General features: G+C 71.6%; 21 protein-coding genes. 8 read left to right on the top strand and 13 right to left on the bottom strand.

The window, feature by feature from the left end:
• A partial coding sequence (locus VFX14_00990) for a DUF5110 domain-containing protein (GenBank protein HEU5188241.1) occupies positions 1–503 on the top strand: 503 nt, incomplete at its 5' end.
• Here VFX14_00990 and VFX14_00995 read toward each other — a convergent pair.
• On the bottom strand, positions 493–2,574 hold the full coding sequence (locus VFX14_00995) for an ABC transporter substrate-binding protein (GenBank protein ID HEU5188242.1): 2,082 nt from the start codon (positions 2,572–2,574) through the stop codon (positions 493–495). The genes VFX14_00990 and VFX14_00995 overlap by 11 nt on opposite strands.
• Positions 2,575–2,602: 28 nt before the next feature.
• On the bottom strand, positions 2,603–3,400 hold the full coding sequence (locus VFX14_01000; GenBank protein HEU5188243.1) for an enoyl-CoA hydratase/isomerase family protein: 798 nt from the start codon (positions 3,398–3,400) through the stop codon (positions 2,603–2,605).
• A gap of 80 nt (positions 3,401–3,480) precedes the next feature.
• Here VFX14_01000 and VFX14_01005 point away from each other — a divergent pair, with 80 nt between their 5' ends.
• From VFX14_01005 to VFX14_01020, 4 genes are all read left to right on the top strand, one after another.
• Entirely contained in the window at positions 3,481–4,257 is a 777-nt protein-coding gene (locus VFX14_01005) for an SDR family oxidoreductase (GenBank protein ID HEU5188244.1), read from the top strand.
• Between the two features lie 81 nt (positions 4,258–4,338).
• Positions 4,339–4,650 carry a hypothetical protein gene (locus VFX14_01010; protein ID HEU5188245.1) on the top strand — a complete coding sequence of 104 codons (312 nt, stop codon included), beginning with the start codon at positions 4,339–4,341 and terminating at the stop codon, positions 4,648–4,650.
• 51 nt (positions 4,651–4,701) lie between these two features.
• On the top strand, positions 4,702–5,937 hold the full coding sequence (locus tag VFX14_01015; protein HEU5188246.1) for an acyl-CoA dehydrogenase family protein: 1,236 nt from the start codon (positions 4,702–4,704) through the stop codon (positions 5,935–5,937).
• Positions 5,934–7,010, top strand: coding sequence for a hypothetical protein (locus VFX14_01020; protein HEU5188247.1), 1,077 nt, complete (start codon positions 5,934–5,936; stop codon positions 7,008–7,010). Before VFX14_01015 ends, VFX14_01020 begins: the two co-directional genes overlap by 4 nt.
• On the opposite strand, the gene VFX14_01025 is transcribed toward VFX14_01020, so the two are convergent.
• A complete protein-coding gene (locus VFX14_01025) occupies positions 6,965–7,264 on the bottom strand; it encodes a hypothetical protein (GenBank protein HEU5188248.1) in 300 nt (99 codons plus the stop codon). The two genes, VFX14_01020 and VFX14_01025, sit on opposite strands and share 46 nt — an antisense overlap.
• Before the next feature lie 53 nt (positions 7,265–7,317).
• Complete coding sequence (locus tag VFX14_01030; protein HEU5188249.1) at positions 7,318–8,979, bottom strand: hypothetical protein; 1,662 nt, start codon at positions 8,977–8,979, stop codon at positions 7,318–7,320.
• A gap of 67 nt (positions 8,980–9,046) precedes the next feature.
• On the opposite strand from VFX14_01030, the gene VFX14_01035 reads away from it, so the two are divergent.
• Positions 9,047–9,985, top strand: a complete 939-nt coding sequence (locus VFX14_01035) for a glycosyltransferase (protein HEU5188250.1) — start codon at positions 9,047–9,049, stop codon at positions 9,983–9,985.
• On the opposite strand, the gene VFX14_01040 is transcribed toward VFX14_01035, so the two are convergent.
• Both VFX14_01040 and VFX14_01045 read right to left on the bottom strand, forming a co-directional pair.
• Positions 9,986–10,492, bottom strand: a complete 507-nt coding sequence (locus VFX14_01040; protein HEU5188251.1) for a pyridoxamine 5'-phosphate oxidase family protein — start codon at positions 10,490–10,492, stop codon at positions 9,986–9,988.
• Between the two features lie 54 nt (positions 10,493–10,546).
• The gene (locus tag VFX14_01045) at positions 10,547–12,625 is read right to left on the bottom strand and encodes a C1 family peptidase (protein ID HEU5188252.1); all 2,079 of its coding nucleotides are present in this window, start codon (positions 12,623–12,625) and stop codon (positions 10,547–10,549) included.
• Positions 12,626–12,904: 279 nt separating this feature from the next.
• Here VFX14_01045 and VFX14_01050 point away from each other — a divergent pair, with 279 nt between their 5' ends.
• Together VFX14_01050 and VFX14_01055 are read left to right on the top strand one after the other, a co-directional pair.
• A complete protein-coding gene (locus VFX14_01050; GenBank protein ID HEU5188253.1) occupies positions 12,905–14,326 on the top strand; it encodes an amidase in 1,422 nt (473 codons plus the stop codon).
• A gap of 23 nt (positions 14,327–14,349) precedes the next feature.
• Positions 14,350–15,147 (top strand): class I SAM-dependent methyltransferase, encoded by a 798-nt coding sequence (locus VFX14_01055; protein HEU5188254.1) that lies wholly within the window; start codon positions 14,350–14,352, stop codon positions 15,145–15,147.
• 27 nt (positions 15,148–15,174) lie between these two features.
• On the opposite strand, the gene ppc is transcribed toward VFX14_01055, so the two are convergent.
• The 7 genes from ppc to VFX14_01090 all read right to left on the bottom strand — a co-directional run bounded on the left by ppc (position 15,175) and on the right by VFX14_01090 (position 26,223).
• Positions 15,175–17,883 (bottom strand): phosphoenolpyruvate carboxylase, encoded by a 2,709-nt coding sequence (ppc, locus tag VFX14_01060; GenBank protein HEU5188255.1) that lies wholly within the window; start codon positions 17,881–17,883, stop codon positions 15,175–15,177.
• A gap of 89 nt (positions 17,884–17,972) precedes the next feature.
• On the bottom strand, positions 17,973–18,824 hold the full coding sequence (locus VFX14_01065) for an ABC transporter permease (GenBank protein ID HEU5188256.1): 852 nt from the start codon (positions 18,822–18,824) through the stop codon (positions 17,973–17,975).
• On the bottom strand, positions 18,821–19,765 hold the full coding sequence (locus VFX14_01070; protein HEU5188257.1) for an ABC transporter permease: 945 nt from the start codon (positions 19,763–19,765) through the stop codon (positions 18,821–18,823). The genes VFX14_01065 and VFX14_01070 overlap by 4 nt, the downstream gene beginning before the upstream one ends.
• Positions 19,766–19,774: 9 nt before the next feature.
• On the bottom strand, positions 19,775–21,337 hold the full coding sequence (locus VFX14_01075; protein HEU5188258.1) for an ABC transporter substrate-binding protein: 1,563 nt from the start codon (positions 21,335–21,337) through the stop codon (positions 19,775–19,777).
• 2 nt (positions 21,338–21,339) lie between these two features.
• Positions 21,340–22,512, bottom strand: a complete 1,173-nt coding sequence (locus VFX14_01080; GenBank protein ID HEU5188259.1) for an amidohydrolase family protein — start codon at positions 22,510–22,512, stop codon at positions 21,340–21,342.
• Positions 22,513–22,515: 3 nt separating this feature from the next.
• Positions 22,516–24,198, bottom strand: coding sequence for a hydantoinase B/oxoprolinase family protein (locus tag VFX14_01085; GenBank protein ID HEU5188260.1), 1,683 nt, complete (start codon positions 24,196–24,198; stop codon positions 22,516–22,518).
• A 3-nt stretch (positions 24,199–24,201) separates the two neighbouring features.
• Entirely contained in the window at positions 24,202–26,223 is a 2,022-nt protein-coding gene (locus tag VFX14_01090) for a hydantoinase/oxoprolinase family protein (GenBank protein HEU5188261.1), read from the bottom strand.
• Positions 26,224–26,256: the final 33 nt, after the last annotated feature.

Consider the following 26,256-nt stretch of genomic DNA (forward strand, 5'->3'; position numbering starts at 1 on the left):
GCGCGCGCCACGCGGGCCCCGGCGGCGTCACGGTGGACGCGCCGCTCGAGCGCCTCCCCCTCTTCGTGCGCGCCGGCGCCATCCTGCCCATGGGCCCCGTGATGCAGCACTCGGGCGAACGGCCCCTGGACGAGCTGATTCTGCGGCTGCACCCGGAGAGGACGTCGCGCTTCGAGCTCTACGAGGACGATGGCCGGACCCAGGGCTACCGCGAGGGGAGCTACGCGCGCACCATCTTCGAGTGCGCGGTCGCGGCCGACGAGGTGACGGTGCGGATCGGCGCTCCCGCGGGGGACACGAGCGTGCTACCCGCGCGGCGGCGCTATACGCTCGAGCTCGGCGCCCCCGCGCCTCGCGCCGTCTCGGTGGACGGCCACGGCGACCTGCCGCGCCGCGACGGTCCCGACGAGGCGGGCGCGGGCTGGTGGGTGGACGCGCGGGGCTTCACCCTCGTGCGCCTTCCCGACCGGCCCGCGCCGCTGACGGTGCGGCTCAGGACTTGAAGTACCAGGTCTCCGTGTGAGCGATGTGGGGGTTGTCGCTCACCGCGCTGTTCCAGAGGCGTTCGGGGATATTGCCCATGTTGGTCTTGATCACCCGCACGCCCTGCGAGGCGGGTGAGTTCGATACCACCGGGATCATCCACAGCTCGTCGAGCACGATCTTCCACACGTCCTTCGCCATCTTCACCCGCTCCGCGTCCTTCACGCTGAGCGACTTCCGGTACTTGTCCATCAGCTCGCGCATGCGCGGCGGCGGCGTCTTGCCCTTGGCGCCGGCGGAGGAGTACCAGTCGCCGTAGAGCGGGCCCAGCGGTATCCCGCGCTCCGAGGCGAAGATCCACGGGGTGTGGCCGTAGATGTTGTCCGCGCCCCACTGGGTCTCGAAGTAGATCTGATGCTCGTTACTGGTCATCCGGGCCGTCGCTGCCCCGCGCTCCATCTCCTGCACCTCGCCACGGATGCCGATCTTCTTCCAGTGCTCCGCCACCATCTCGGCGATCTGGCTGAAGGGGAGGAAGCCCACGTAGGTAGTGAGGGCGAGACGCAGCCGGCCCCCGCCGTCCAGGCGCAGGCGATAGCCCTCCGAATCCTTCTTGGTCAGTCCCAGCTTGTCCAGCATCTCATTGGCCTTCTTGACGTCGAGCGTGGCGTGGAGCGTCTTGTACTCCGGGCCCGGGAAGTAGAGGGTCCGCTCGCCGGGTGCGCCCGAGCCCGTCTGGCCCAGGCTCAGGACGAAGGTCTCGTTGATCTGGGCACGGTCGATGGCCTGGGACAGCGCGATGCGGAACTCGCGCGTGCTCAGCCACTTCGCGACCTCCGCGTCCTTCTCGTAGGACTGATTGCAAAACAGGCCCACGTCGGCGCCCTGATCGGACGGATCGAGGTACACGCGGTAGCCGCCCTTCTGCTGGTTCTCGAGCAGCACCGGCAGCTTGCTGATGTCGATGTGGCGCGCCTGCGAGTCGTACTCGCCCGCGATGGCGCGCAGGTTGATGACCTCGAGATTCTCGCCCAGGGTCATGCGGATGCGGTCGATGTAGGGGAGCTGATTGCCGTCGGTGTCCACCCAGACGCTGTAAGGATTACGCTCGAACACCCAGCTCGGGCTGGTGATGGGCGACGTCGTCTTCCACGGCGTCACCACCGGAAGGTCGGCGTTCCGGCAAGCGTCGTTGCGGTTCTTGAACAGCGTGACCCAGCTGTCCACACCCTGCTCGGCCGCCTTCTTGCTGAGCTCGTCCTGGGACGAGTACTTCGGGAGGAACTGTTTCATGTAGTGCGCGGGGGCGAAGCCGCCCAGCGCAGAGCGGCCGAACCGCGCGTGATGCCCGATGCCCCACACGGAGGCGAGGACGATGGGGAGCGCGTAGTACGGCTCGGGCGAAATAAATCGGATGGTGCTCGCGTCTGCTTTCTCCATCATGATCGGCTTGCCGCCCACCGTCATCACCGAGAGGGGAGTGGGAACAAGGTCCTTGTTCAGGTACACATCCTGGTACCAGAAGATGAAGTCGTCCGCGGTGAAGGGCTGACCGTCACTCCACCGCATGCCGCGGCGGAGGAGGAGCGTCGTGACCTTGCCGTCGGGGCTGACCTCCCATCCCCGGGCGATGTTGGGAACGAGCTTGGTGCCCGTGTAGTCGTAATAGAGGAGCTTGTCGTTCTGGGCAACCCGGTGCCCGTTGGAAGTGTCGAAGGGCCCGGTGAAGCCGCGGCGCCACGTGCCGCCGTACTTTCCGATCTCGCGCAGCGGCTTGATGACGAGGGGGTCCTCGCCGATGCGCTGCTGCACCGGCGGCAGCTTGCCCGCCTTCACGAGCTCGGCGAGCTGCGGCGCCTCCTTGAAGGTCTTCGGGAAGCGCGCGGGGTCCGTGATCACCTCCGCCCCCTCGAGCTTGCCGATCAGATTGGCCCCGAGCTTCATGGGCGTCTGGGTGGCGCCGGGCGGAGCGAAGGCGAGCGCCCCCTGCGAGGCCGCCGCGGTCAGGAGGCCGAGCTTCAGGAGATCGCGCCGGCTCAGGCCGAGACTGTCATGGTCGGATGCACGATCCACTTCGTCGTGGTCGCTCATTAGGAGCCTCCTCGTCGGGAAGGGCGCTTCACATGGCGGATGGAAAGCGCGGCGCCCGCTTTTCACGGATCGCTCGCGCGCCCTCGCGCACGTCCTCGTCCATGAACGTCAGCATCTCGAGCGCGATGGACTGATCGAAGATCGGCCCCGCCATCCGGAGCCAGTTGTTCAGGGAACGCTTGGTCCAGCGAATAGCTTGCTGGGCGCCGGTGGCCAGCTTGTCGGCCACCTCGAAGGCCTTCGGCAGCACCTCGGCGGCGGGCAGGCTCATGCTGACCAGCCCGATGCGCTCGGCCTCCTTGCCGTCGATGAAGTCGCTGGTGAGGAGGTAGTACTTGGCCTTGGCCATCCCGCAGAGGAGCGGCCAGATGATGGCGGCGTGGTCACCCGCCACCACGCCGAGCTTGGTGTGCCCGTCGGTGAAGCGGGCGGTCTCGGAGATGATGCTGATGTCGGAGAGCAGCGCGACCACCAGCCCCGCGCCCACCGCCACGCCGTTGATGGCGGAGATCACGGGCTTGTCCAGGTTGATCAGGTTGTAGACGAGGTCGGAGGCCTCGCGGGTCATACGGGCCAGGCGCTTGGGGTCGCGGGCGTTGGCGTCCACCATGTCGAGGTCACCGCCCGCGGAGAACGCGCGCCCCGCGCCGGTGATCACCGCCACCCGGGCGCTCTCGTCGGCGTCGAGGGTGAGCCACACCTGGGTGAGCTCCCAGTGCAGGCGGTCGTTGGTGGCGTTGAGCACCTCGGGCCGGTTGATGGTGATGAGCACCACGCCGTGGGGGCGCCGCTCGAAGACGAGGTGCTGATAGTCCTTGTAGTCCATGGGGTCGAGCCTCCTGGGTCGGTGCCAGGAGGCTAGCACAGGGTCTTGCCCCGCGGCCGACCCAACGGTACAAGGGGGCCATGACTACCCCCGGCCGGTTCGAGGGCAAGGTGGTGGCGGTGACGGGCGCGGCCAAGGGATTCGGCGAGGCCATCGCCCGCCGCTTCGCCGCGGAGGGCGCGCGGGTGGTGCTGGGCGACGTCGACGAGGCGGCGGGCACGGCGGTCGCGCGGAGCATCGAGACGGCCGGCGGCCGCGCCCGGTTCCGCCCGTGCGACGTGGCGGCGGCCGCGGACGTAGAAGCGTTGGTGGGCGCCGCGGTCGAGGGCGAGGGCGGGCTCGACGTCATGGTCAACAATGCCGGCTTCTCCCACACGTCGATGCCGCTGTGGGATCTGCCCGAGGCGGACTTCGACCGGCAGATCGCGGTGAACTTCAAGGGCGTGTTCCTGGGCTGCAAGTACGCGGTGCCCGCGCTGCGCAACCGCGGCGGCGGCGTCATCGTGAACACCGCGTCCATCGGCGCGCGGCGGCCCCGCCGCGGCGTCACCGTGTACAACGCGACGAAAGGCGCGGTGCTGACCCTCACGCGCGGCCTTGCCGGCGAGGTCGCTCGCGACGGGATCCGCGTCTGCGCGGTGTGCCCGGTGGCGGCCGACACCGCCTTTATGGTGACCGCGCGCGGCGGCACGCCCCTCGACGACCGCACGCGCGAGAGCCTGGTGCGCGGCATCCCGCTGGGACGCCTCTGCGCCCCGGACGACGTGGCGGGCGCGGTGACGTTCCTCGCTTCGCCGGACGCGGCGTTCCTCACCGGGGTGTGCCTCGACGTCGACGGGGGGCGGTCGATCGAGTAGGGGGCGTCGCGGCGGGGCTCGGCGGTTCGCTTGACGCCGCGGGCGGCCGGGCGGACGATCGGAGGGCAGGAGATCCCGCGTATGGCTGCCGCGCTCGAGCTTCCGACGCTGACCGACGTGATGGCGGAGCTCGCCGCACGCGGCTTCACCGATCAGTTCCGGGTTGCCGGAGACCGGCTACGCGCGGTCAGCAGCGGCACGCTCTACGCGCCCGGCGATCTGCGCCTGGTCGACTTCCATCGCTTCGAGGGCGTGTCCGATCCCGACGACATGGCCATCGTGTATGCCCTGGAGACACGCGGCGGAGTGCGGGGCACCCTGACCGACGCCTTCGGCGTCTACGCCGAGCCCGGCGTGGGGGCGTTCATGGAGCAGGTGAAGCGCGCCGCCTAGCTCACGCCGGGCTTGCGCTGGCGGCGGGGATGGGTGACACAATGGCTGCCCATGGACCTCGCCCCCTCGCCCCGCCAGCGTGAGCTGATCGACCTCGCCCGCCGCCTCGCCCGCGAGCGCTTCGCGCCCCGCGCCGAGCGCCACGACCGCGAGGCCTCGTTTCCCTTCGACGACTATGCGGACCTGCGCGCGGTGGGCCTGCTCGGCCTCTGCGTGCCCGAGCGCTTCGGCGGGCTCGGCGCGGACTACGAGACCTACTGCCTGGTCGCCGAGCAGCTCGCGCAGGGGAACGCCTCGACCTCGCTCACCTTCAACATGCACTGCCTCACCATGCTGATGATGGGCCCCATCGCCGACACGATGCCGTTGCCGCCGGCCGTGCGCGAGCGCCACGACAAGCTGCGCGCGGCCAAGTTCCGCGAGGTGGTGGAGCAGGGCGCCTTCTACGGTCAGCCGCACTCGGAGCCGGTGGAGCAGGGGCAGACCGACACCAAGCTCAGCATGGGCGGGCGGCGCTTCGGCACCACCGCGAAGAAGGTGGACGGCGGCTACGTGGTGAACGGGCGAAAGTTCTTCGTGTCGCTCGCGGGCTCCGCGCCCTACTTCGCCACGCCGGCGATCCGCCTGGGCGACGAGCCGTGGATCGAACGGACGCTCTACCTCCAGGTGCCCAAGGACGCGCCGGGGGTGTCGTTTCCCGGCGAGTGGGATCCCATGGGCATGCGGGGAACGGTGAGCCGCGACATGGTGCTCGAGAACGTCTTCGTGCCCGACGACGGCGAGGTGCTGCCGCCGGGGATGTTCGGCGCCATGTATAACGCCTTCCCCCATCTCTCGCCGCTCACGTTCTGCGCCACCTTCCTCGGCCTCATGCAGGCGGCCTACGACGGCGCCCTCGCATACCTCCGGGGCGAGCTGGCGGGCTCGCCGGGGCTGCACACCGAGGCGGCGGTGAAGGGCCACGCGGTGGCCGAAATGCTCTTCACGCTGGAGGCGACCCGCGCCCTCTACTACCGCGCGATCTCGGAAGCCCGAGTCGACGCGCCCGCGGACGCCGTGCAGCGCGCGCGGGCGGCCCACGTCACCGTGCAGCGCTCGACGGTGACGGTGACCCAGGAGGCCATTCGCGTGTGCGGGGGGCGCGGTCTCCTCAAGCGCTATCCGCTCGAGCGCTACGCGCGCGACGCGCGCGCGGGGGCCCTCATGCGGCCCTGGACCCAGGAGATCGCCACCCAGCAGGCGTGGGAGTCCGCGCTCGGGCTCGGAGGCGCCGCGGAGGCCCGATGACCGCCGCCTGGGCGCACGATCCGGGCGGCGTGCACCTGATCGGCAGCGTGCCGATGGCGGATGCGGAGTCGGTGTTCCGCGCCGTGGCGGACGCGCTCGGTCGCCACCTGCGCCGCCTGCCCGACGGTGAGACGGGCGAGCGCCGGCGCTGGATCTTCTTCCAGAACCTGATGCTGCGGCGGCATCCGGACATGGAGGACGATCCGACGGTGCCGCCCTTCGCGCTGCGCCAGTGGGATGGCAAGCTCCTGCGCGAGATGACGCTGCTGCGCTTTCGCTCCGGCGTGGACCCGGAGCGGGTGCGCTTCGAGACCGGCTACGCGGAGGCCGCGCGCGCCTCCTTCACGGTCTTCGCGCGCCTCCAGGCCGAGGGCGTCCTCCCCGCCGGCGTGCGCTTCCAGGTGTGCCTGCCCACGCCGATGGCCAGCGGCTACATGTACGTGAGCCCGCGGGCGCGCGCGCCCTATCTGCCCGTCTACGAGCGGGCGCTGCGCGGCGCCCTCGAGGAGATCGTGGCGACGATTCCCGCCGAGCGCCTCGCAATCCAGTGGGACGTGTGCCAGGAGGTGCTGATCCACGAGGGCTTCTTCCCGGACCGGCCCGCCGATTTTGCGGCGCAAATCGCGGCCGAATTGGCCCGTCTCGGTGATGCCGTGCCCGCGGCGGTCGAGATGGGCTATCACCTCTGCTACGGCTCACCCGCGGACGAGCATCTCGTGATGCCGCGGGACCTCGGCGTCTTGGTGGACATGACGCGGGCTCTCCGCCGCTCGCTCCGCCGGCGCATGGACTTCCTGCATCTGCCCGTGCCGAAGGATCGCACCGATGCCGCATACTTCCGGCCGCTCGAACGGCTCGAGGGCGATTCCGAGACCGCGCTCTACCTGGGTCTGATTCACTACGGCGATGAGGCGGGCGACACCGCCCGGATCGCCGCCGCGCAGGTCTTCGTGCGCGACTTCGGTGTGGCGTCCGAATGCGGCTGGGGGCGCACCGACCCCGGGCGCGTGCCCGGCCTGCTGGAGAGTCACCGGCGCGCGGCGGAGCGCCTCGCCGGCTCCCGCTCCCGGTAGCGAGCCTCGACGAGGCGCCGGAGCGCTCGGCGGCTCGTCGCCGTGATCGGGGTGGGCAGCTCGAGCGAGGTCCAGCCGTCGCGCCCCCGTACATCGGCGCGGCGCTCGCCCTCGCGTGTGAGGTGGAAGTGGAGGAGCGGCTGGCGGCGTGCGTAGAACACGGCGCGCGATTTCTCGACCACGCCCGGCCAGCGGCGCAGGTCGGCGAAGAGGGGGGCCAGATCCTTCAGGAGCGCGGGCGGGCAATGGGCCATTGGTCGCGCATTGCCTCGTGTGCTATCTCTACCGCGTCACCATGCGAGCGCGCTCACTGGGACGTGGACGCGGCGGCGAGGAGGCTAGCGCCACACACATGGGCTGGCGGGGGGCATCCCAGGAGATCGAGCACGGTGGGCACGACGTCGAAGGCCGAGTGCTCGCCGCGATCGCCGGGGACCAAGCCCGGCGCGGCGATGTACGCCATGCCGTGCCGTCCGGTATGGCCGCCCGTGCGCCGCAGAGCCACCGGCCCCACGACTCCCAGGCGCGGGTGCTCGAGCGCGGCGGCGGGGCCTCGCCACACCACGATGAGGTCGCACTCGGAGCCCGCGAGGGCGAGGGGATCGCGCGTCGCGGAGCGCTCGATGTCCTCCACCGCCTGCTCGCCGGTGCGCGGGTCGCGGCATTCGCGGAGCAGCGCCTCGATCTCACGGCACGTCTCCTCGTAGCGCGCGGGGTCCACGAGGCCGTCGCGCTCGCGCCCACGCAGGTTGATTCGGATCCGCCCGTCGTAGAAGGACGGCAGCGCGAAGGCGCGCATGCGAGGCCACTGCTCGCGATAGTGCGTGGCCGGCTGCCACGTCAGATCGGGCCGTGGGGCGGGGGCGCGGCCTGATCGCCACCGCTCGACGCCGGCCCGCGCGCCCTTGAGCGCCGCCCGGATCGGCCGAGGGAGCGAGCGGGCCAGCGTGTGCAGCGCGGCCGCCCCATCCGTCGCCGCAGCGGGGTGCGGAATGAGCCGCACAGGCTCCCAGCGTTCGTCCGCCTCCAGGATAGGAACGGCGCCGGGCGCCGCCGCCCAAGCGCCCGGCACTGTCAGCAGGGATCGGCCGAAGGCATGGCGATAGAGCAGCTCGGGCAGGAGCACCATCGACTGCACGTCGGAGTGGTTGGTCCCCATGCCGCCCATGGTGAAGGCGACCACCGCCGCCCCCCCGGCCGTGCGCGTGAGTTCGCCCACCATGCGGTCGAGCCCCCGGTGAACGGCGAGCAGGGCTTCGGCCGCGGCGGGGGCCGAGGGATGAGTGTGAAGAGGATGCCGGGGGTCGACTCCGTGCCACAGCCCCTCCACCGAGCCGTGCAGCTCTCCCGCCACCGCGATGAAGAGATCCCAGTCGGGCAGCCGCTCGGTCATGAGCCAGCGCGCCGCGCGCGTCCGGACGTCGAGGGCCCCGCTAAGGGCCTCACCCATGGTCTGAGCGCGCTCAGCGGAAGGCCACGGAATCCCGTACGTCCAGGGCGCCGCGGGGTAGCGACCGAAGCGCGCCAAGAACTCGTCGAGCACCCCGGCGGGGCGACCGGTGAGGAAGGTCCCCGGGTCGTGGGCCCCCCACGCCACGATGCCGCGGGTCCTGGGCGCGCGTCGGAGATCCACATAGGGTGTGTCGAAGACGACGGGGCGGCGGTCGATGCGCTCCCACCACGGCTCGAAGCGAGCCCCGTCCTGCCAGACGCGATAGGTCGAGGGGTCGAACTCCACGGCAGCCCAACGGCGCGCCGCGTCTGGCGTCTGTCCGGACGCCACGTGCTCCCATGCCAGGCCCGTCCGCTGCGCGGGGCCGTGGTCGAGGAGGAAGCGTGCGGAGCGCCGTCCCAACTCGGCGAGTGCCGGCAGCTCGCCCGCCGCCATCAGTCGCTCGGCATGGGTCACCTCGAGGCCGTCGAGCCCGATCACCACGACGCGCTGCCCTCTGGCGTGCCCCTTCTCCACGAGCGTCAGTCTAGCGCACCGTGGACGCCCCGCGAAGCCGGCGCGACCGTGTCCTAGCCCCTCCGTCATGGACGTCTCCGTCATCCTCTGCACCTACAATCGCGCGCGCTCCCTCGGGGTCACACTGCGGGCCCTCGACGAGCAGGTGGTGCCCACCGGGCTCAAGTGGGAGCTGCTGATCATCGACAACAAATCACCCGACGGGACGCGGGCCGTGGTGGAGGCCTTCGCAGCTTCCGCGCGCATCGACGTGCGCTATTTCTTCGAGGCGCGCCAGGGCCTGAGCCACGCGCGCAATGCCGGCATCGCGCGGGCCGGGGGCGCCATCATCGCCTTCACGGACGACGACGTGAGCCCGGCCCCGGACTGGGTGGCAAACGTGACGGCCGCGATGCGCGGGACCGACGCGGACATCGTAAGCGGGCGCATCCTGCCCCAGTGGGAGCATCCTCCACCACCGTGGCTGGTCGGTCGGCCTTTCCTGCACGGCGCCTACGCGATCATGGAGCATGCAGAGCCAGGAGAGGTAGTGGCCTTCCGGAGACTGCCCCGGGTGTGGGGCGCCAACATGGCGTTTCGCCGCGGTGTCTTCGCCACCGCGGGGCTCTTCGACGCAGATCGGGGCGTCAGGGGCGGGAAGCTCTATGGCGGCGAGGAGTGGGAACTGGTGAAGCGCGCGCTGGCCAGCGGCCGGCGCGCCTTCTACGATCCGCGCATCGTGGTCTGGCACCGCATCGCCGCCCACCGGATGCGGCGGCGGTATGTGTCTCGTCACTACTTCGAGCGGGCCGAGGGCGAGGCGCTGGCCCAGGCGCTCCCCGCGGGGCGTCAGCTCCTGGGCGCCCCGCTCTTCATGTACGGTCAGGCGGCGGCGCGGATCGGCGGGTGGTTGTGGGCGGTGACGCGGGGCCGGCCGGACTCGCTCGATCGATGGCTGGCGAGTTGCGAGGTGATGGGAGGCCTCTGGGGGGGATGGAAGCGGCGCGCGCGCCGGGAGCGCCGGTGATCAGCTCTCAGGCCGCCACGCACGCCGCACGGGGCGCATCTCCGGCGTGAGCGGATGCTCCCAGCGCGTGTGCTGCACGCGCTCCAGCCACAGCTCGAAGATGATCTCCGATGGATTCCACATGTGCCGCGCGCTCCGGAACACGGCGTCACGCTCCGCGGGGCCCGCGACGAGCACGGCGCGCCCAGCCACGTAGAACTCGTCGCTGCCCGCCTTGGGCTGGGGGAAGGTCTGGAGCGCGTAGCGGCCGTCGCGCTCGAGATCGCCTCGCTTCGGGGAGTCGGGCGTGATCAGGACGTGCAGCCGCTCCGCGGTGAGCACGGGGCACACGGGGTGGAGGCGCGGCGCGCCGTCCTGCCGGACCGTGGCGAGGAACGCGAGCCCCACCCCACCGAACTGCTGCAGCAGCGACCGGCCGGTCTCGGCGAGATCGGGCGCGTCGGCGGCGAGCGTGGCCCAGCGACAGAGCCGCCCGCCCGACTGGATGCGTGTGGAGTGGATGGTCACCGCCGCCCTCGTCCGCCCGATACTGCGGCGGCGAGGGCGGCGGCGTCAAGCGCTCTAGAAGCCGTGGAGATCGCTCACCGCCACCTTGGGCTCGCGGCCGAGGATGCGCGCAAGGGTGCGCGTAATCGTGTCGCGATCGTTGTCGAAGCAGCCATGGGCGGCGGGAATACTCTCCCGTCCGTCCGACACGGACGGCGCCGACAGCTCGCGCGGTCGGGCGCCGGGGCCCCAGAAGGCGAGCCACTTGTCTACCTCGCCTGCGAGCTCGGGGCCGCCCAGCGCGTCGGCGGTCTTGGGGTCGCCCGGCTTGCGGCTCCAGATCGACGCCAGACCGAGTATCGGCGTCTTGTGGTGATCCTCGAGCGCCCGCGACACGAGGTACAGGAGCGACTTGCCGTAGGGCCCAACGGAGTCGCTGAGCTCCCGCGGGTCGCTCAGGATGTCGAAGGACAGCGCCTGGCGGCCGAGCACGCCGGCCTCGATGGCCGGGCGGTAGTGGTCCAGGGCGAAGCGCACCGTGCACGCGGGCGCGTAGAGCGAGCAGGTCTGTGCGGTGAGCGATTGGGCCCCCAGTTGATCGAGGAGATGGCCCAGGATGATCGACCCGGCGGAGTGGCCGATCAGGTGCAGGCGCAGGTCCGAGTCCTTCGGAAGCAGGGTCCGGAGATGTTGGGAGGCGAGTCCCAGGGTGGGCCTGGGCTCGTGGGCGGCCGCGTAGGCGTTCTGCTTCATCTGACTCCACACCGCGCGCACGAGCATCTCCTGGCACGCGACCTCGATGGCGCGATCGCGCGCCTCTTTCGCCTGGTCCTTGATGGACTTCCAGAGATCGCTCCAGATGCCCCGGGACGGCACGCCGCGGATCTCGTCACCGACGATCCCCGCGAGGCTCTCGAGGAAGCCCGTACGCCAGACGAAGAAGATGGGATAGATGCCGTTGGCCTCGAAGTAGGGGCCCAGCAGCCGGACGCGATCGAGCGCGCCGTCCTCCGAGTTGAGCCCGCCGTGCGCGTAGATCGCCACGTGCTTTGCCTTCTGCGCGCCGAGCCAGGCGCGCGGCTCGTCGAGCATCACCTGACGGAGGGCGTCGAGCCCGTTGGCGGCGGTGAGGCTCCGGTTCAGCACCACGCCGTTGTTGCCCATCACGATGGCGTGGGCATAGGCCTGCTCCGTGGTCCAGGCGGGGACGTCGCGCGGCATCGTGGGCATCCGCGTCGCGCGGGCCTTGAGCGGCACGCGATCGAGCCCCTGGCTCACGCCCTTCTCGAGGGCAACCGGCACGTGATAGCGCGGCGCCGCGGCGCCCTCCATCGGGGCGCCCATGACCGCGACCCAGGCGTCGGTACCGCGCTGCACCCAGTCGGTGAAGGGGAGGATGGCGAAGCCCTGCACGCCCCACCCCGGGCCCCACGAGTTCTGCACGACGAAACCCTCGCGCGTGTAGCCCACGAGGGCGAAGGCGTGGCCGCCGACGTTTCCGCCGTTCTCCGGCGTCTCGATGACGGGGAGGCCGATCGGCGCCATGCGACCCACCGGCTGCAGGAACCAACCCTTGTGCACGGAGGCGGAGGCATAGATCGCGCCCACCTCCACCAGCGCCGCCTGCATGTCGGTGATCGAGTCCTTGTCGATGCGGTAGTACGCGCCGAGGGGACGCTTCGCCGCGTCGGCGTCCCAGCCCGACTGGGGGCGCACGAACGCCACGCTGCCCTGCCCGTCGCGGTAGGGCCAGAGGGTTTCGGCGCACACGCCATGTCGCTGCCACCCTTTCATGGCGCCGCGGCAGCTCGAGCCCTCGTAGTCCTCGCCCGGCCACTCGTCGTAGAAGCGGGCGAGGTGATAGAACATGCGCTCGCTCACCTTCTCCGGCGCCTTCTCGCCGGCGTCCACCGCCAGCTTCCAGCGGAGGTAATTCACGACCCCGGCAAGGCCGAAGCCCGTGCAGGCGCCCTCGCTGCCCTGGTCGAGGATCATCTGGTCTTGCTGATAGCGCGCCAGGTATCGGGCGATGTCGACGGGCGGCGGGTACTGGAGCGGCAGCGAGTGAAGCCGCGGCTGATACGGGCGATCGCGCAGGTCGACGCGGTCGGGGCGCGCGTCGAGCGTCCGGTTGGCGAAGGTCGTGGTGGGCATCGCGTACCTCCTTGCCGGGCGGGTCCGGGTTGACGAGGGCATTCCTCGCGCTCACGACACAGCAAGAGCGGGACCAGCGGTTGGGCGCCCGCGGCGGCGCCGCGATTTCAGCGGCTTCCCGATGTTGCCGCCATCCGGTCGCGTGCGGCGGGCCGGGCAGTCCATCGGGCGTGGCCACGGCGACCGGGCCGAATGCCCTCGCCTCGTCGCCGCGCGCGCTGACGCGTATTTGGGGTATATAGGTGAGGGCGCGCTCGCCCGAGGAGGACGGCAGCGGTGATGGACTTCGACAAGTACGACGGTCTCGGCCTGGCCGAGCTGATCCGGCGGCGAGACGCTACCCCCGCGGAGGTCCTGGAGGCGGCCATCGCGCGGATCGAGGCACGCAATCCCGCGTTGAACGCGATCGTGACGCGCCTCGACGATGAGGCGCGCGCCGCGGTGAAGGCGGGCCTGCCCGCCGGGCCCTTCACCGGTGTGCCCTACGCCCTCAAGGATCTGGGGGCGCTCTACACGGGCGCGGTGACGAGTTACGGGAGCCGACTCTTCGCCGACAATCGCGCCGATCACGACTCCGAGCTGACGCTCCGGCTCAAGCGCGCGGGGCTGGTGATCCTCGGCAAGACCAATACGCCGGAGATGGGCCTGGCGCCGTCCACCGAGCCGCGGCTCTTCGGGCCGACGCGCAATCCGTGGAATCGCGAGGTCAGCGCGGGCGGGTCCAGCGGCGGCGCAGCCGCCGCGGTGGCCGGGGGCATGCTGCCGATGGCGCATGCGACCGACGGGGGCGGGTCCATCCGGATTCCCGCCTCCGCCTGCGGACTCTTCGGGCTCAAGCCCACGCGCGCGCGCAACCCAATGGGCCCCGACGCCGGCGAGGGCTGGGGCGGCGCCTCGGTAGGCCATGCGGTCACGCGGAGCGTGCGGGACAGCGCGGCGCTGCTCGACGCCACGTCGGGCCCCGACGTGGGGGACCCGTACTGGGCTCCGCCGCCGCCCGGCCCGTTCCTCGCCGAGGTCGGCCGGGCGCCGGGCCGGCTCCGCGTCGCGCTCACCGTCAAGCCCTGGGTCGAGGTGCCGGTGGACGGGGAATGCGCAGAGGCGGCGCGCGAGGCGGGGCGGCTCTGCGCGAGCCTCGGGCATCACGTGGAGGAGGCGCGGCCCGAGATCGACGCCTCGGCGCTGGGCCAGGCCACGCGCACCATCATCGGCGCCAACGTGCGCGCCCAGCTCGAGGCGCGGGCCGCCGCGCTCGGCCGGCCGCTTACCGACGCGGACGTGGAGCGCGTCACCTGGGCCAGGGCGGAGGACGGGCGGAAGGCCACGGCGGCGGATTACGCGCGGGCCATCGGCGTGGTGCACCGGACGGGGCGCGCGGTGGCGCGCTTCTTCCTCGACCACGACATCCTGCTCTCGCCGACGATGTGCCAGCCACCGCATCCGCTCGGCGTGCTCGACATGAGCAGCACCAACGACAAGGCGTACCTCGACGCCGTGTTCGCCAGCATCGGCTTCACCTCGCTCTTCAATTCATCTGGCAATCCCGCGATGTCGGTACCGCTTGGTTGGTCGCGTCGCGGGCTGCCGCTGGGCGTGCAGTTCGTCGCGCCCTTCGGCGCGGAGGGGCTGCTGTTTCGCCTGGCCGGTCAGCTCGAGTCCGCCGCGCCGTGGGCGGATCGCCGGCCCGCGCTCCCGTCCTAGCGGGGGAGAGGGGCGTTGGGCCCGTGGACGCGCGCATCCGGAGCCTGCTCTATCGCGAGCCCCGTCTCTACGACCTCGCATTCCCCGACGATGAGGAGCGCGAGGTGGCGATGTGCCGCGCGGCATGGACGCGGTTCGGCCCGCCCGCGCCGCGCGCGGCGCTCGATCTCGGCTGCGGCACCGCGCGGAACCTCGAGCGCCTCGCGCGCACCATTCCCGAGTGCTGGGGGGTGGACTTCCTGGAGTCGAACATCGCCTACGCGCGAGCGGTGCGGCCCGGGCTCAATCTGCGCGTTGGAGACATGCGGACGATCCGCCTGGGACGCACCTTCGACGTGATCACCTGCTTCGGCAACGCCCTGTCCTATGCGCTGACCGACGGAGACCTCGCGCAGGTGGCCGCGACCTTCGCCGCGCACGCCCACGCGGGCACGCTCCTCATGGTCGACGCGCTGAACGCGCGCGCCTATCTGGAGGGCGTGGGCGTGGCCGAGCGGGTCGAAGGGACCCTCGCCACGCCGGAATTCACCGCGACGTCCGTGTCCACCCACACCGTGGACCGCGCGCGGCGCCGGCTCACGCGCACCCGCGTGTGGCGCATCGCCGGCCGGCCCGACGTGGAGGATTACGCGGAGTACCGCCTGCTCGGGCCCGACGAGCTGCGCGCCCTCGTCACCGCGGCCGGCTTCGAGGTGCGCGCGCTCCACGACAACCGCGAGTTCGTCGACTCGGACCTCCGCGGCGCACCGTCGGCCACCCCGGACGTGGGCGGCATGCGCGGCCGCAAGCTCTTTCTCTTCGCCTCAGCCGCGCGCGGCTGACGGGCCTGTCCCCGCGGCGCGAGAGCGTCAGCCGGTGTTGCGAAGCCCGGCCGAGATGCCGTTGATCGTGAGCACGATGATCTCGCGCAGCTCTCCGGCCTCGCGGCCGTCACGGTCCGGCAGGGCGCGCAGCCGCCGGAGCATCTCGACCTGGAGGTAGTTCAGGGGGTCCACGTACGGATTGCGGAGCTGCACGGAGCGCTGGATCACCGGATCGTCCTCCATGAGCGCGCGCCGGCCGGTCGCGCCCAGCAGCGCATCGCGCGCGCGGGCGTGCTCCGACGTGATCCGCGCGAACACGGCGTCGGCGAGCGCGCGATCGGGCACCAGGCTCGAGTAGAGCGCGGCGATCCCCATGTCCGCCTTGAGCAGCGACATCTCGGCGTTGTCGAGGAGAGCCTGGAAGAACGGCCACACCTCGTACATCTCGCGCAGACGGCCCCGCTCGACACGCGCCAGGGCGGCGCCAAGGCCGTACCAGCCCGGCAGATTGAAGCGGCTCTGCATCCACGAGAACACCCAGGGAATCGCGCGCACGGCGCCGCGGCTCAGCGTGCCCCCGCGCCGCGCGGTGGGACGGGAGCCTATGCGCAGCCGGCTGATCTCGTCGATGGGCGTCGCTGCCTGCCAGTACTCGAGAAAGCCCGGCGTCCCGTCGACCAGGGTGAGGTACTCCGCGCGCGCCGCCTCCGCCATCGCGCTCATGGTGCCCCGCCACGGCTCCGCGACATCGCCGCGCGGGGCCTCCACCGAGGCCAGCAGCACCGCGCTCACGATCTGCTCGAGGTGCCGGTGGGCGAGGGCGGGATCGGTGTAGCGCGACGCGATGGTCTCGCCCTGCTCGGTCAGCCGGAACCGCCCGCGCACGGTGCCGGGGGGCTGGGCGCGGATCGCGCGGCCCGCGGGGCCGCCGCCGCGCGCCACGGTGCCCCCGCGGCCGTGGAAGAGAGTGGGCCGCACGCCGTGCTCGGCGCAGACCCGCGCGATCGCCTCCTGGGCGCGGTAGAGGGCCCAGTTGGCGGCGAGGTAGCCGCCGTCCTTGTTGCTGTCGGAGTAGCCGATCATCACCATCTGCTCATCGCCACCGCCGGCGAGATGCGTCCGATAGACGGGCAGCCGGAACAGCGACTCGAGGATGCGCGGCGCGGCGTCCAGATCGTCGAGGGTCTCGAAGAGCGGCACGATGGCCAGCCCCGCGTCGCCGCCCGACCAGCGGGCGAGGAGCAGCACCGTGAGCACGTCGGCGGGCCCGCGCGTCATCGAGATCACGAACGGCCCGAGCGAGGCGTCGCCGTAGACGTCGCGGGCCCGCGCGAGCAGACGGAAGAGCCGCCATGTCTCCGCCGCGGGCTCCTCGCGCGCGGCCGCGGCGATCTCCGCGGGCTTGGGCCCCGGCTCCGCCAGGAGCGCCTGCACGCGCCGCCCGCGCTCCCGCTCGCTTGCCTCCGCGAAGCCGGGCGCGTGCCCGAGCCCGGCGAGGAGCGCGCCCAGGGCCGCGGCGAGGCGTCCGGAGTCCTCTCGAATATCGAGGCGCGCTCCGTGCAGGCCGAAGGTCGCGAGCTGCGCACGCAGCGGCCCGAGCGTGTCGTCCGCAAGCTCGGGCGGGACGGCGCGCGCGACCTCGGTGACGACGCGCTCGATCTCACCGGCGTCGGCGAGGGCGCGGTGCGGCGCATCGTCGAGCAGCCGCGCCATCATGTCCTCTCCCGACGCGACCTCGAGGTCGGCGGCGAGCAGGGAGAGGGCCAGGCGATGCGGCTCGTCAGCGTAGCGCGTCTCGAGGGAGGCGACGCGTGCGGGAAGGGGACGCCGCGCGTCGAGCCAGGAGGCCAGGGCGGGCGACGGCGGGCAGCGGCGGCCGCTCACACTGAGCCGCCGCGCCGCCTCGCGGAGGGCGCGACGATGGCGCGCCACCGCGAGGCCCCGGTGCAGGCGGAGGGTCTCGGCGGTGACCGCGGCCACCACGGAAGGGTTCCCGTCGCGGTCGCCGCCGATCCACGACGCGAGCGTGAGCCAGCGCGGGGTGGGTGTGAGGCCGGGATAGTGCGTGCGAAGCGCGGCGGTCAGATCGGCGGTGAGCCGGGGCAGCGCGTCCCAGAAGATCGCGTCCACGAAGTAGAGGCCGGTGCGCACCTCGTCGGTGACCGCGGGTTTGGTGGTGCGCGAGCGGTCGGTGAGCCAGAGGGCGGTGATCTCGGCGCGCAGCGACGCCATGTGCGCCCGCCGCTCCGCGGGCAGGAGATCGGGGTCGTTGAGGCGGGCCAGGAGCTCCGCCACGCGCTTGAGCTTGGACAGAATGGTGCGCCGCTTGGCCTCGGTCGGATGCGCGGTGAGGACGAGCTCGACGTGGAGGTCCGCGACGAGCGCGGCCATGGCGGCATCGGTGACGCCCTGGGTCTTCAGGCGAGCGACCGCTGCGCCGACCGACTCCGCGATGGGCGCGGGGTCCTGGGCGCGCTCCCGCGCCCGCAGGGCGCGGACGCGGTGCGCCTCCTCGGCAAGATTGACGAGGTCGAAGTAGACCGCGAACGCCGAGGCGGTGGCGCGTGCGGCGTCCAGCGGGAGCGCGGCCACCGCGGCGGCCAGGCGCCCCGCCGCCTCGGGGTCGCCCGCGCGCCGCGCCTTGGCGAGAGCGCGCACGGACTCCTCAGTCTCGAAGAGGGCGAGGGATTCCTGAGCGCGCAGCACCGCGCCGAGGGTGTCACCGAGGAGATTGATGGTGGCCGGCAGATCCACGTTCCGCAGTCCCTCCTGCAGGGCCCGCCGCGCTGCAGGGCGCTCGCGCGCGTCGCTCGAGGAGAGTTAGCGGCCGGGCCGACGGGAAGTCAAGAGCGTCCTGCCGCCTGCTGGGGATCCAACCAGTCGCGGAGCCCGTCCGCCACCATGTTGAAGCCGAGCACCGCCGCCATGATGGCGAGGCCTGGGAACACCACCATCCACGGCGCCTGCACCATGAAGCCGCGCCCGTCCGCGAGCATGAGCCCCAGCGACGGCGTGGGCGGGCGCACCCCCACGCCGAGGAAGGACAGCGAGGCCTCGACGAGGATGGCGATGGCCATGAGAACGGAGGCCTGCACCAGCACCGGGGTGGCCGCATTGGGCAGGATGTGGCGAAGGACCACGCGGGGCACCGGCGCGCCCAGCGCCCGGGCGCCGTCGACATAGATCTCGACCTTGGCGGCGAGCACGGCCGCGCGCACCACCCGCGCCACGATGGGCGTGTACACCACCGCGAGCGAGGCGGCCACGAGGAGAACGCCGGTCCCGAAGACGGCCATGAGGGCGATGGCGAGAAGAATGGCGGGGAAGGACATGAGGACGTCGAGCGGCCGCATGATGAGCTGGTCGAGCCCGCCCTCTGCGTACCCCGCGATCAAGCCCAGGGGCACCCCCACCGCCAGCGCCAGCAGCACCGAGGCCACTGCGACGCCGAGCGAGACCCGGTAGGCGTGGGCCACGCGGCTCAGGATGCTCCGACCCAGATCGTCCATGCCGAAGGGCTGGGCGAGCGTGGGTGGCCGGAGCGCGTGGTCCTTGGCGATCTCGGTGGGGCTGCCCGGCACGATCCACGGCGCGAGCAGGGCGACGAGGGCGAGGGCGCCGATCACGAGCGCGCCGGCCAGCGTGACGCCCCGATGCCGCGAGGGGAACAGGCGGGCCAGGGTGCCGGACGTCATCGCCGGCGCACCCGCGGGTCGATCCAGCCGTAGAGCACGTCGGTGATCAGGTTCACCAGCATGAAGAGCGCGCCGATGACCAGCACCGTGCTCTGGACCACGGGGTAGTTCCGCTCCAGCACCGCGTCCAGCGTCATGCGTCCCACGCCGGGCAGCGTGAAGATCATCTCCACCACGATGGCGCCGCCCAGCATGTATCCGACCTGGAGACCCAGCACCGTCACGATGGGAATGGCCGCGTTCGGGAGCACGTGGCGGAAGAGAATGGCGCGTTCGCCGAGGCCCTTGGCGCGGGCGTACTGCACGAAGCCGCGATGCACGGTGTCGAGCACGGCGGCGCGCGTGAGCCGGCCCAGGACGGCGGCGCGGGACACCGCCAGCGTGATGGCGGGCAAGGCGAAGTGGAGAAGGTTCTCCAGCGGGCTCTCGGTGAACGGCACCCAGCCGCCGGAGGGCAGGAGCCCCGCCCCCAGCGAGAGGCCGAGGATCAGCATGATGCCGAGCCAGAAGTCGGGGATGGACACGCCCACGAGCCCCACCGCGAGGGCGGCGCGATCGGCGGCGGTGCCGCGTCGCCCGCCCGCGAACAGGCCCAGCGGCACGCCGATGAGCGCGGTGCAGGCGGCGGCGAGCAGGGTGAGCTCGAGCGTGACGGGGAGGCGGTCGAGGATCATGCGGCCGATGGGCTCGTTCTGGCGAAAGTCCAGGCCGAAGTCGCCGCGCGCGACGCCGGCGAGCCACCGGAGATACTGCTGCGCCACCGGCTCGTCGAGGTGAAAGGCCTCGCGCAGCGCGCGGACGCCCTCGGGTGTCGCCTTGAAGCCCAGCACCACCGTCGCGGGATCGCCGGGCACCACCCGCATGAGCGCGAAGATCAGCACGCTCATCCCCAGCAAGAGCGGCACGGTGAGGGCCACCCGCCGTGCCGCGTAGACGAGCATGCGCGGAAGCTACGCCAGCCAGGCGTCCTCGAAGCGCAACTCGAGCGAGGACAGCGGCACCGAGCCCTGGACGTTGGGCTTGGTCCAGTAGCGCTGGATCTCGTTGCTGAAGATCAGCAGCGAGCCCTCCTCCTGGAAGTAGCGGACCAGCTCGGGGTACATGCGCTTACGCGCCGCCGGGCTCGGGGTGGTGCGGAAGGCGTCGAGGCGCTTGTCCGCCTCCTCCGACTTGAAGCCGGTGAAGTTCCAGCCCGAGGAGGAATGCTGCATCGGGTAGTAGAACATGTCTGGGTCCACGGTGACGCTCCACCACGCCCCCGCGATGTCGTACTTCTTGCCCACCAGCTCCTCGAAGTACTGGCCGGATTCGAGCGGCCGCACCTCGAGCGTGATGCCCACCTTCTTCAGCTGCTCGCGGAGGATCTCGCCGGTCTTCACGAGCACCGGCACCTGCGACTTCACGAGGTATGTGAGGGTGAGCCCGCCGCCCTTGCCCGCGTCGGCGAGGAGCTGCTTGGCCTTGGCGAGGTCGGGGCCGCCCTTGTGGATGTTGACGCCGGTCGCCCACGGGCTCGGCTCCGGCGTGGGCTCCGCGGTGACGACGTGCGAGTCGTAGTACACGAGCTTCACGATCTCCGAGCGGTCGAGCGCCCAGGCGATGCCCTGGCGCAGCCGCTTGTCGTTGAGCGGAGGGCGGCTCGCGTTGAGCATGAGATAGAAGGGGAAGTACGGCCGGCTCGGAGAGGACTTCATGTCGCGCCCGCGCTCGAGCTCCGGGATGCGCTGGGGTGGTACCGTCTGGATCCAGTTGTAGCGCCCGGTCTGCAGCCCGGTCAGGCGGACGGTGTCGTCCGCGGGCGCGTAGAAGGTCACGCGGTCGAGGTACGGCTTGCCGGGGCGGAAGTACTTGTCCCAGCGCTCGAGGGTGACGTGGTCGTCCTTCACCCACTCGACGAACTTGAAGGGGCCAGTGCCGACGGGGAACAGCTTGGGGTCCTTCTCGCCGAGGGCCTTCTCGTTGACGATCTCGGTCGCCTGCGACAGCACCGCGAGGAAGGGCCCGTAGGGGCGGCTGAGGTTGAAGCGCACCTGGTGGGCGCCGAGCGCCTCCACGCCCTCCACCGGCGAGAAGAACACGCGCATCGGCAGCTTGTTCTTGGCGTCGAGGAGCCGGGTGAAGGTGAAGACGACGTCCTTCGCGGAGAAGGGCTCGCCGTTGTGGAAGGTGGCGTTGTCGACCAAGTCGAAGACCCAGGCTTTTTCGCCGTCTTGCTTCCAGGATTTCGCGAGGCCCGGGACGAAATTGCCCGCCTCGTCCACGTAGACGAGCTTGTTGTAGACGTTCTGGTAGATCTGGAGCGACGAGTAGAGCTGGGCGTAGCCCGGGTCCATGTTGACCGGCTTGTCCACGGTGGCCACGCGCAGGGTGCCGCCGCGCTTCGGCGTGCCGCCCTGGGCCCACGCCGCCCGTCGCACGCCCGGGCCGACGAGGGACCCGAGGGTCGCCGCCGCCGCCGCGCCACCCGCGCCCTCGAGCCACTGCCGCCGTGTGGTGCCCTGTCGATCGCTCATGGTCAAGTCTCCTGTGTCACGCCGTCCTTCATGACGAGGCGGACGTTCCGGAGGGCCTCGATGTGCTCCAGGGGATTGCCGTCGATCGCGATGAGGTCCGCGCGCTTCCCGGGGATCAGCGTGCCCACCTCGGCGTCCACCCGGCAGGCCTCGGCGCCGCCGCGCGTGCCCGCGATGAGCGCGTCACGCGTGGAGCAGCCGAGCCGCACCAGGGTGGCCAGCTCGAAGGGCATGAGGCCGTGCATGCTGTCGGTCCCGGCGGCGATGCGGATGCCGGTGGCGAGATGGCGCGGGAAGTTGTCGGCCACGACCTGACGCGCCCAGCGCACCTTGTCCATGATGGCGCGGTTCCGCCCATCGCCCTGCTCGATCCCGGTGGGATGCATGAAGATCGAGAACGTGCAGACGAGCCACACCCCGCGCTCGTTCATGAGCCGCACATCATCGTCGGTCGCGAGCACGCCGTGCTCGATGGTGGCCACACCTTCCTCGACGGCGAGGCGCAGGCCGAGACCCCCGTGAGCATGCGCCGCCGCGTACTTGCCCACCCGGCGGGCCTCTTCGACGGCGGCGCGGATCTCCTCTCGAGAATAGACGGCGTTTTCCAGCGCGGTGCCCGCCGAGCTCACGCCGCCGGTGGCGAAGAGCTTCACGTGGTCGGCCCCGCGCTGGAAGTTCTCCCGCACGCCGCGGCGAATCTCGTCCACCCCGTCGAAGGCCGAGTGGGCGCGGCCGTGGCCGTTGCTCGCGGTGATGCCGCGCGTCGCGCAGAGCAGGCGCGGCCCCAGAATCACGCCGGCCTCGATGGCGTCGCGCACCTGCACGTCGAGGAAGTTTTCCTCGGCCATGACTCGCATGGTCGTGGTGCCGGCGGCGAGATCGCGCCGGAGATTGGCGCTCGCGCGGAGGGCCTGGGGCACCGGAGGCTGGCGGAGCTGGCCGATCTGGTCGCCGTCCCCGGGCACGATGGAGATATGGCTGTGGGCGTCCACCAGGCCGGGCATCACGAAGCGATCGCCCAGGTCCACGGTGTCCGCCCCGGCGGGCAGGGGCGTGGAGGCGGCGGGGCCGACCGCGGCGATGCGCCCCCCCTCCACGATCACCACGGCGTCGCGCACCGGGGCGGCCCCGGTGCCATCGAACAGCGTGCCGCAACGGAGGGCGCGCACCGCCATGTCCTACTCGCGCGCGCCGTAGTCGCGCCGCGCCGCCTCGGCCGAGACATAGCCCTCTCGCACGTCGCGGCGCACCGCCTCCGGATCGCGCGAGGCGGGCGGGCCGTAGCCGCCGCCGCCCCCCGTCATGATGCGCACGCGCTCGCCGGCGCCGATGGGGTGCTGGGTCGCCTTGCGCACCTGGCGCACCGCGCCGTCGGGCGCCGTGATCTCGACGCCGTTGACCGCGCCGTCGCGGCCGCCGGCGAGGCCCCACGGCGGCGTCACCTTGCGCTCGAGGCTGAAGGTGATGAAGGCCGGCGCGAGGAACTCGTACTCGCGCTCGATGCCGAGGCCGCCGCGGTAGCGGCCGGCACCGCCCGAGTCCTGGCGCAGCCCGTAGCGGAGGATGCGGATGGCGCCGTTGCGCGACTCCACGACCTCCACGGGATTGTTGCGGGCGGTGGAGCCCGCGAAGATGATCATGCCGGACTCGCCGTCGTGTGCGGGGCGCCCGCCGGTGCCGCCCGCGTTGAGATCGCCCTGGATGAAGAGCCGACCCGTCTCCGGGTGCGTGCCGAAGGCGATCGTGGGCATCTGGTCGCCGTAGGAGCCGGCGGGGATGCGCTCTGGCATGGCCGGGGCGAGCGCGCGCAGGCCCAGATCGATGAGGAGATTGATCGGCACGTAGTAGCGCGCGGTGGGCGCGGGCTCCTCGGCGGCGAGAACCGACCGCCTTGGGATCTTCACCGCGAGGGGGCGGAAGCACCCCTCGTCCACCGGCGTGAGCGGGGTGGTCAGGCATTTGATGAGGAGGCGGCAGGCGCTGATCGTGATGGCGTCGCCGCAATTGAATGGCCCCGCCACCTGGGGGCTCGACCCCTCGAAGTCCACCGTCATGCCGCGCTCGTCGACGGTGATCGCCATCGCCACCCGCACCGGCTGGTCGAGGGTGATGCCGTCGTTGTCGAAGTGCGCGACCGCCTGATACGTGCCGGCGGGGACCTTCGCCAGCTCGGCGCGGGTGCGTCGCTCCGACTGCTCCATGTAGACGCGCGTGGACTCGAGCACGGTGTCGCGGCCGTACTTGGCCAGGATCTCCTTGAAGTAGGCCTCGCCGGCGCGGCAGACCGCGATCATGGCCTGGACGTCCTTGAGCGTGCCGCTCTCCGTGCGGATGTTGGCGCGGATGAGCCGCATCACCTCGTCGTTCATCTGGCCGCGATCGAACAACCGGACGGATTGAAAACGCAGCCCTTCCTGCCGGAACTCGCGCGAGCCCACCTGCATGCTGCTGGGCACCGGGCCGCCCACGTCGCTCCAGTGCGCCTTCACGGAGACGAAGCCGGTGAGCTGGCCCTCCCAGAACACGGGCGCGTACATGGCCACGTCGTTCAGGTGATTGCCGTTGCCGGCATAGGGATCGTTGTGGATGAAGACGTCGCCCTCGCGGAAGGCCCCGATTCCCCGGTCGCGGATCGTCGCCTCGATGGGGAAGCCCAGGTGCCCCTGGAACACCGGAAGGCCGATGCCCTGGGCGATCATCTGCACGTCGGGATCGAAGATCGCGCAGCCGAAGTCGAGGCTCTCGCTGATGATGTGGCTGTAGGCGGTCTTGATCATGGTGATCCGCATGCGCTCGGCCGCGGCATTGAGCGCGGCCCGCACCACCTCCACGGTCACGGCATCGAGCGGCTGATTGCCCATCGACTAGACTCCTTTCGCCACGGCGATCACGAGACAGGCGTTTCCTTCCACGCGGAGCTCGTCGCGCGGCTCGATCAGCGTGGTCGTGCCGGCTTCCTCGACGGCGGCGGGGCCCGCGAGGGTGTCACCGGCCCGGAGGCGCTCCCGCGCGACCACACGATACTCGAGGAGATCTCGAGTGAGCGTGGAGTAGATCTTCCGCGTCTCGACGGCGGGCGCGCGTCCGTCGCCCGGCGCGAGCGCGGGCAGGCGCGGCCGCTCCAGCGGGTACACCACGGCGAGGCGCAGGTTCAGGAGCTGCACCTCCACCTCCGGGGCGGCGTAGCCGTAGGCGCGCCGGTGCGCCTCGTCGAATCGCGCCCGCAGGGTGGACCACTCCGCCAGCGTCGCCACGTCCACCGTCACGGTGTGCTCCTGCCCGAGATAGCGGAGATCGGCGGCGCGATGCCGCGTGGACGCTCCCACCGCGGGCAGGATGGAGGTGATCTCCCGCTCCATCTCGGCGTATCGCGCCTCCGCCCAAGCAGCATCCGTGCCCTCGAGCGGCTCGAGCACGGTGCGGACCAGGTCGTGGCGGAGGTCGGTGGCGAGCATGCCCCACGCCGAGAACGTGGAGGGCGACGGAGGGACGATCACGCGCGGGATGCCCAGCTCGCGGGCGATGGCCACCGCGTGCAGGGGACCGCCCCCGCCGTAGGCGACCAGGGTGTAGTCGCGAGGGTCGAGGCCGCGCTCGGTGATAATGCTGCGCACCGCGAGGGCCATCTTCACGTCGGCGAGGCGCACCACGCCGGCTGCCGCGCTGTGCCGCGCGAGGCCGAGCGGCAGGGCGAGGCGGTCGTCGATGGCGCGATTGGCGGCGGCGAGGTCGAGCGGCATGGTGCCGCCCAGGAACCGGTCGGGGGCGATGCGGCCCAGCGCCAGGTTGGCGTCGGTGACGGTGGGCTCGATGCCGCCGCGTCCATACGAAACCGGGCCAGGATCGGCGCCCGCGCTCTGCGGCCCCAGGGTCAGCGCGCCGCCTGCGTCGATCCACGCGATGGTGCCGCCGCCCGCGCTCACCTCGTTGATGTCGATGACGGGAATCCGCAGCGGGTGGCCGTCCACGTGGTATTCGTCCGTGGTCTGCACCAGCCCGCGCTCCACGATGGCGCACTTCGCGGTGGTCCCGCCCATGTCGAACGAGATGAGGCGATCGGCGCCCAGCGCCTGCGCGAGGCTCGCGCAGCCGATGGCGCCCGCGGCCGGACCCGACTCGATCGTGTGCACGGGCTTGGAGGACGCCGCGGCCAGGGAGCAGGCGCCGCCGTTGGACTGGGTGATGAGGAGCTGCCCGCCGAAGCCCCGGCCTCGGAGCCCGTCCTCGAAGGCGCCGAGGTAGCGGTCCATGGTGGGCCGGATGTAGGCGTTGACCACGGTGGTGCTCGTCCGCTCGTACTCGCGCCACTCCTGGGTGATCCGGTGCGACACCGAGACCGAGGCGCCCGGCATCACCTCCGCGATCAGCTCGGCGGCGCGCCGCTCGTGCGCCGGGTTGCGGAACGAGAAGAGCAGGCACACCGCCACCGACTCGACGCCGTCGGCGGCGAGCCGGCGGGCCGCGTCGCGTAGGGCGTCCTCGTCCAGCGGCACCAGCACGTCACCATGAGACGTCAGCCGCTCTTTCACCTCGAGACAGCGCCCGCGCGGCACCAGGGGCGTGGGGCGCTGGTAGAGGACGTCGTACATGCGGAGGAAGTTGCCGCGGCCGATCTCCAGCACGTCCCGGAAGCCCGCGGTGGTGATGAGCCCCGTGCGCGCGCCCTTGCGCTCGAGCAGCGCGTTGATGCCGATGGTCGTGCCGTGGATCGCCAGCCGGCAGTCGGCCAGCCGGGCGCCGACCTGATCCACGCAGCGGAGGATGCCCTCGAGAAGATCGTGAGGGGTAGAGAGAGCCTTGGTGTCCACCATGGCGCCGGTCGCCTCGTCGAGCGCGACCAGGTCGGTGAAGGTGCCCCCGATGTCGATGCCGATCCGGAGTGCCACTTTGCGCGAAGTATAGGGGTCGCGCAAAGGGCC

Source organism: Candidatus Methylomirabilota bacterium (assembly GCA_035764725.1).
GTDB lineage: Bacteria > Methylomirabilota > Methylomirabilia > Rokubacteriales > CSP1-6 > DASRWT01.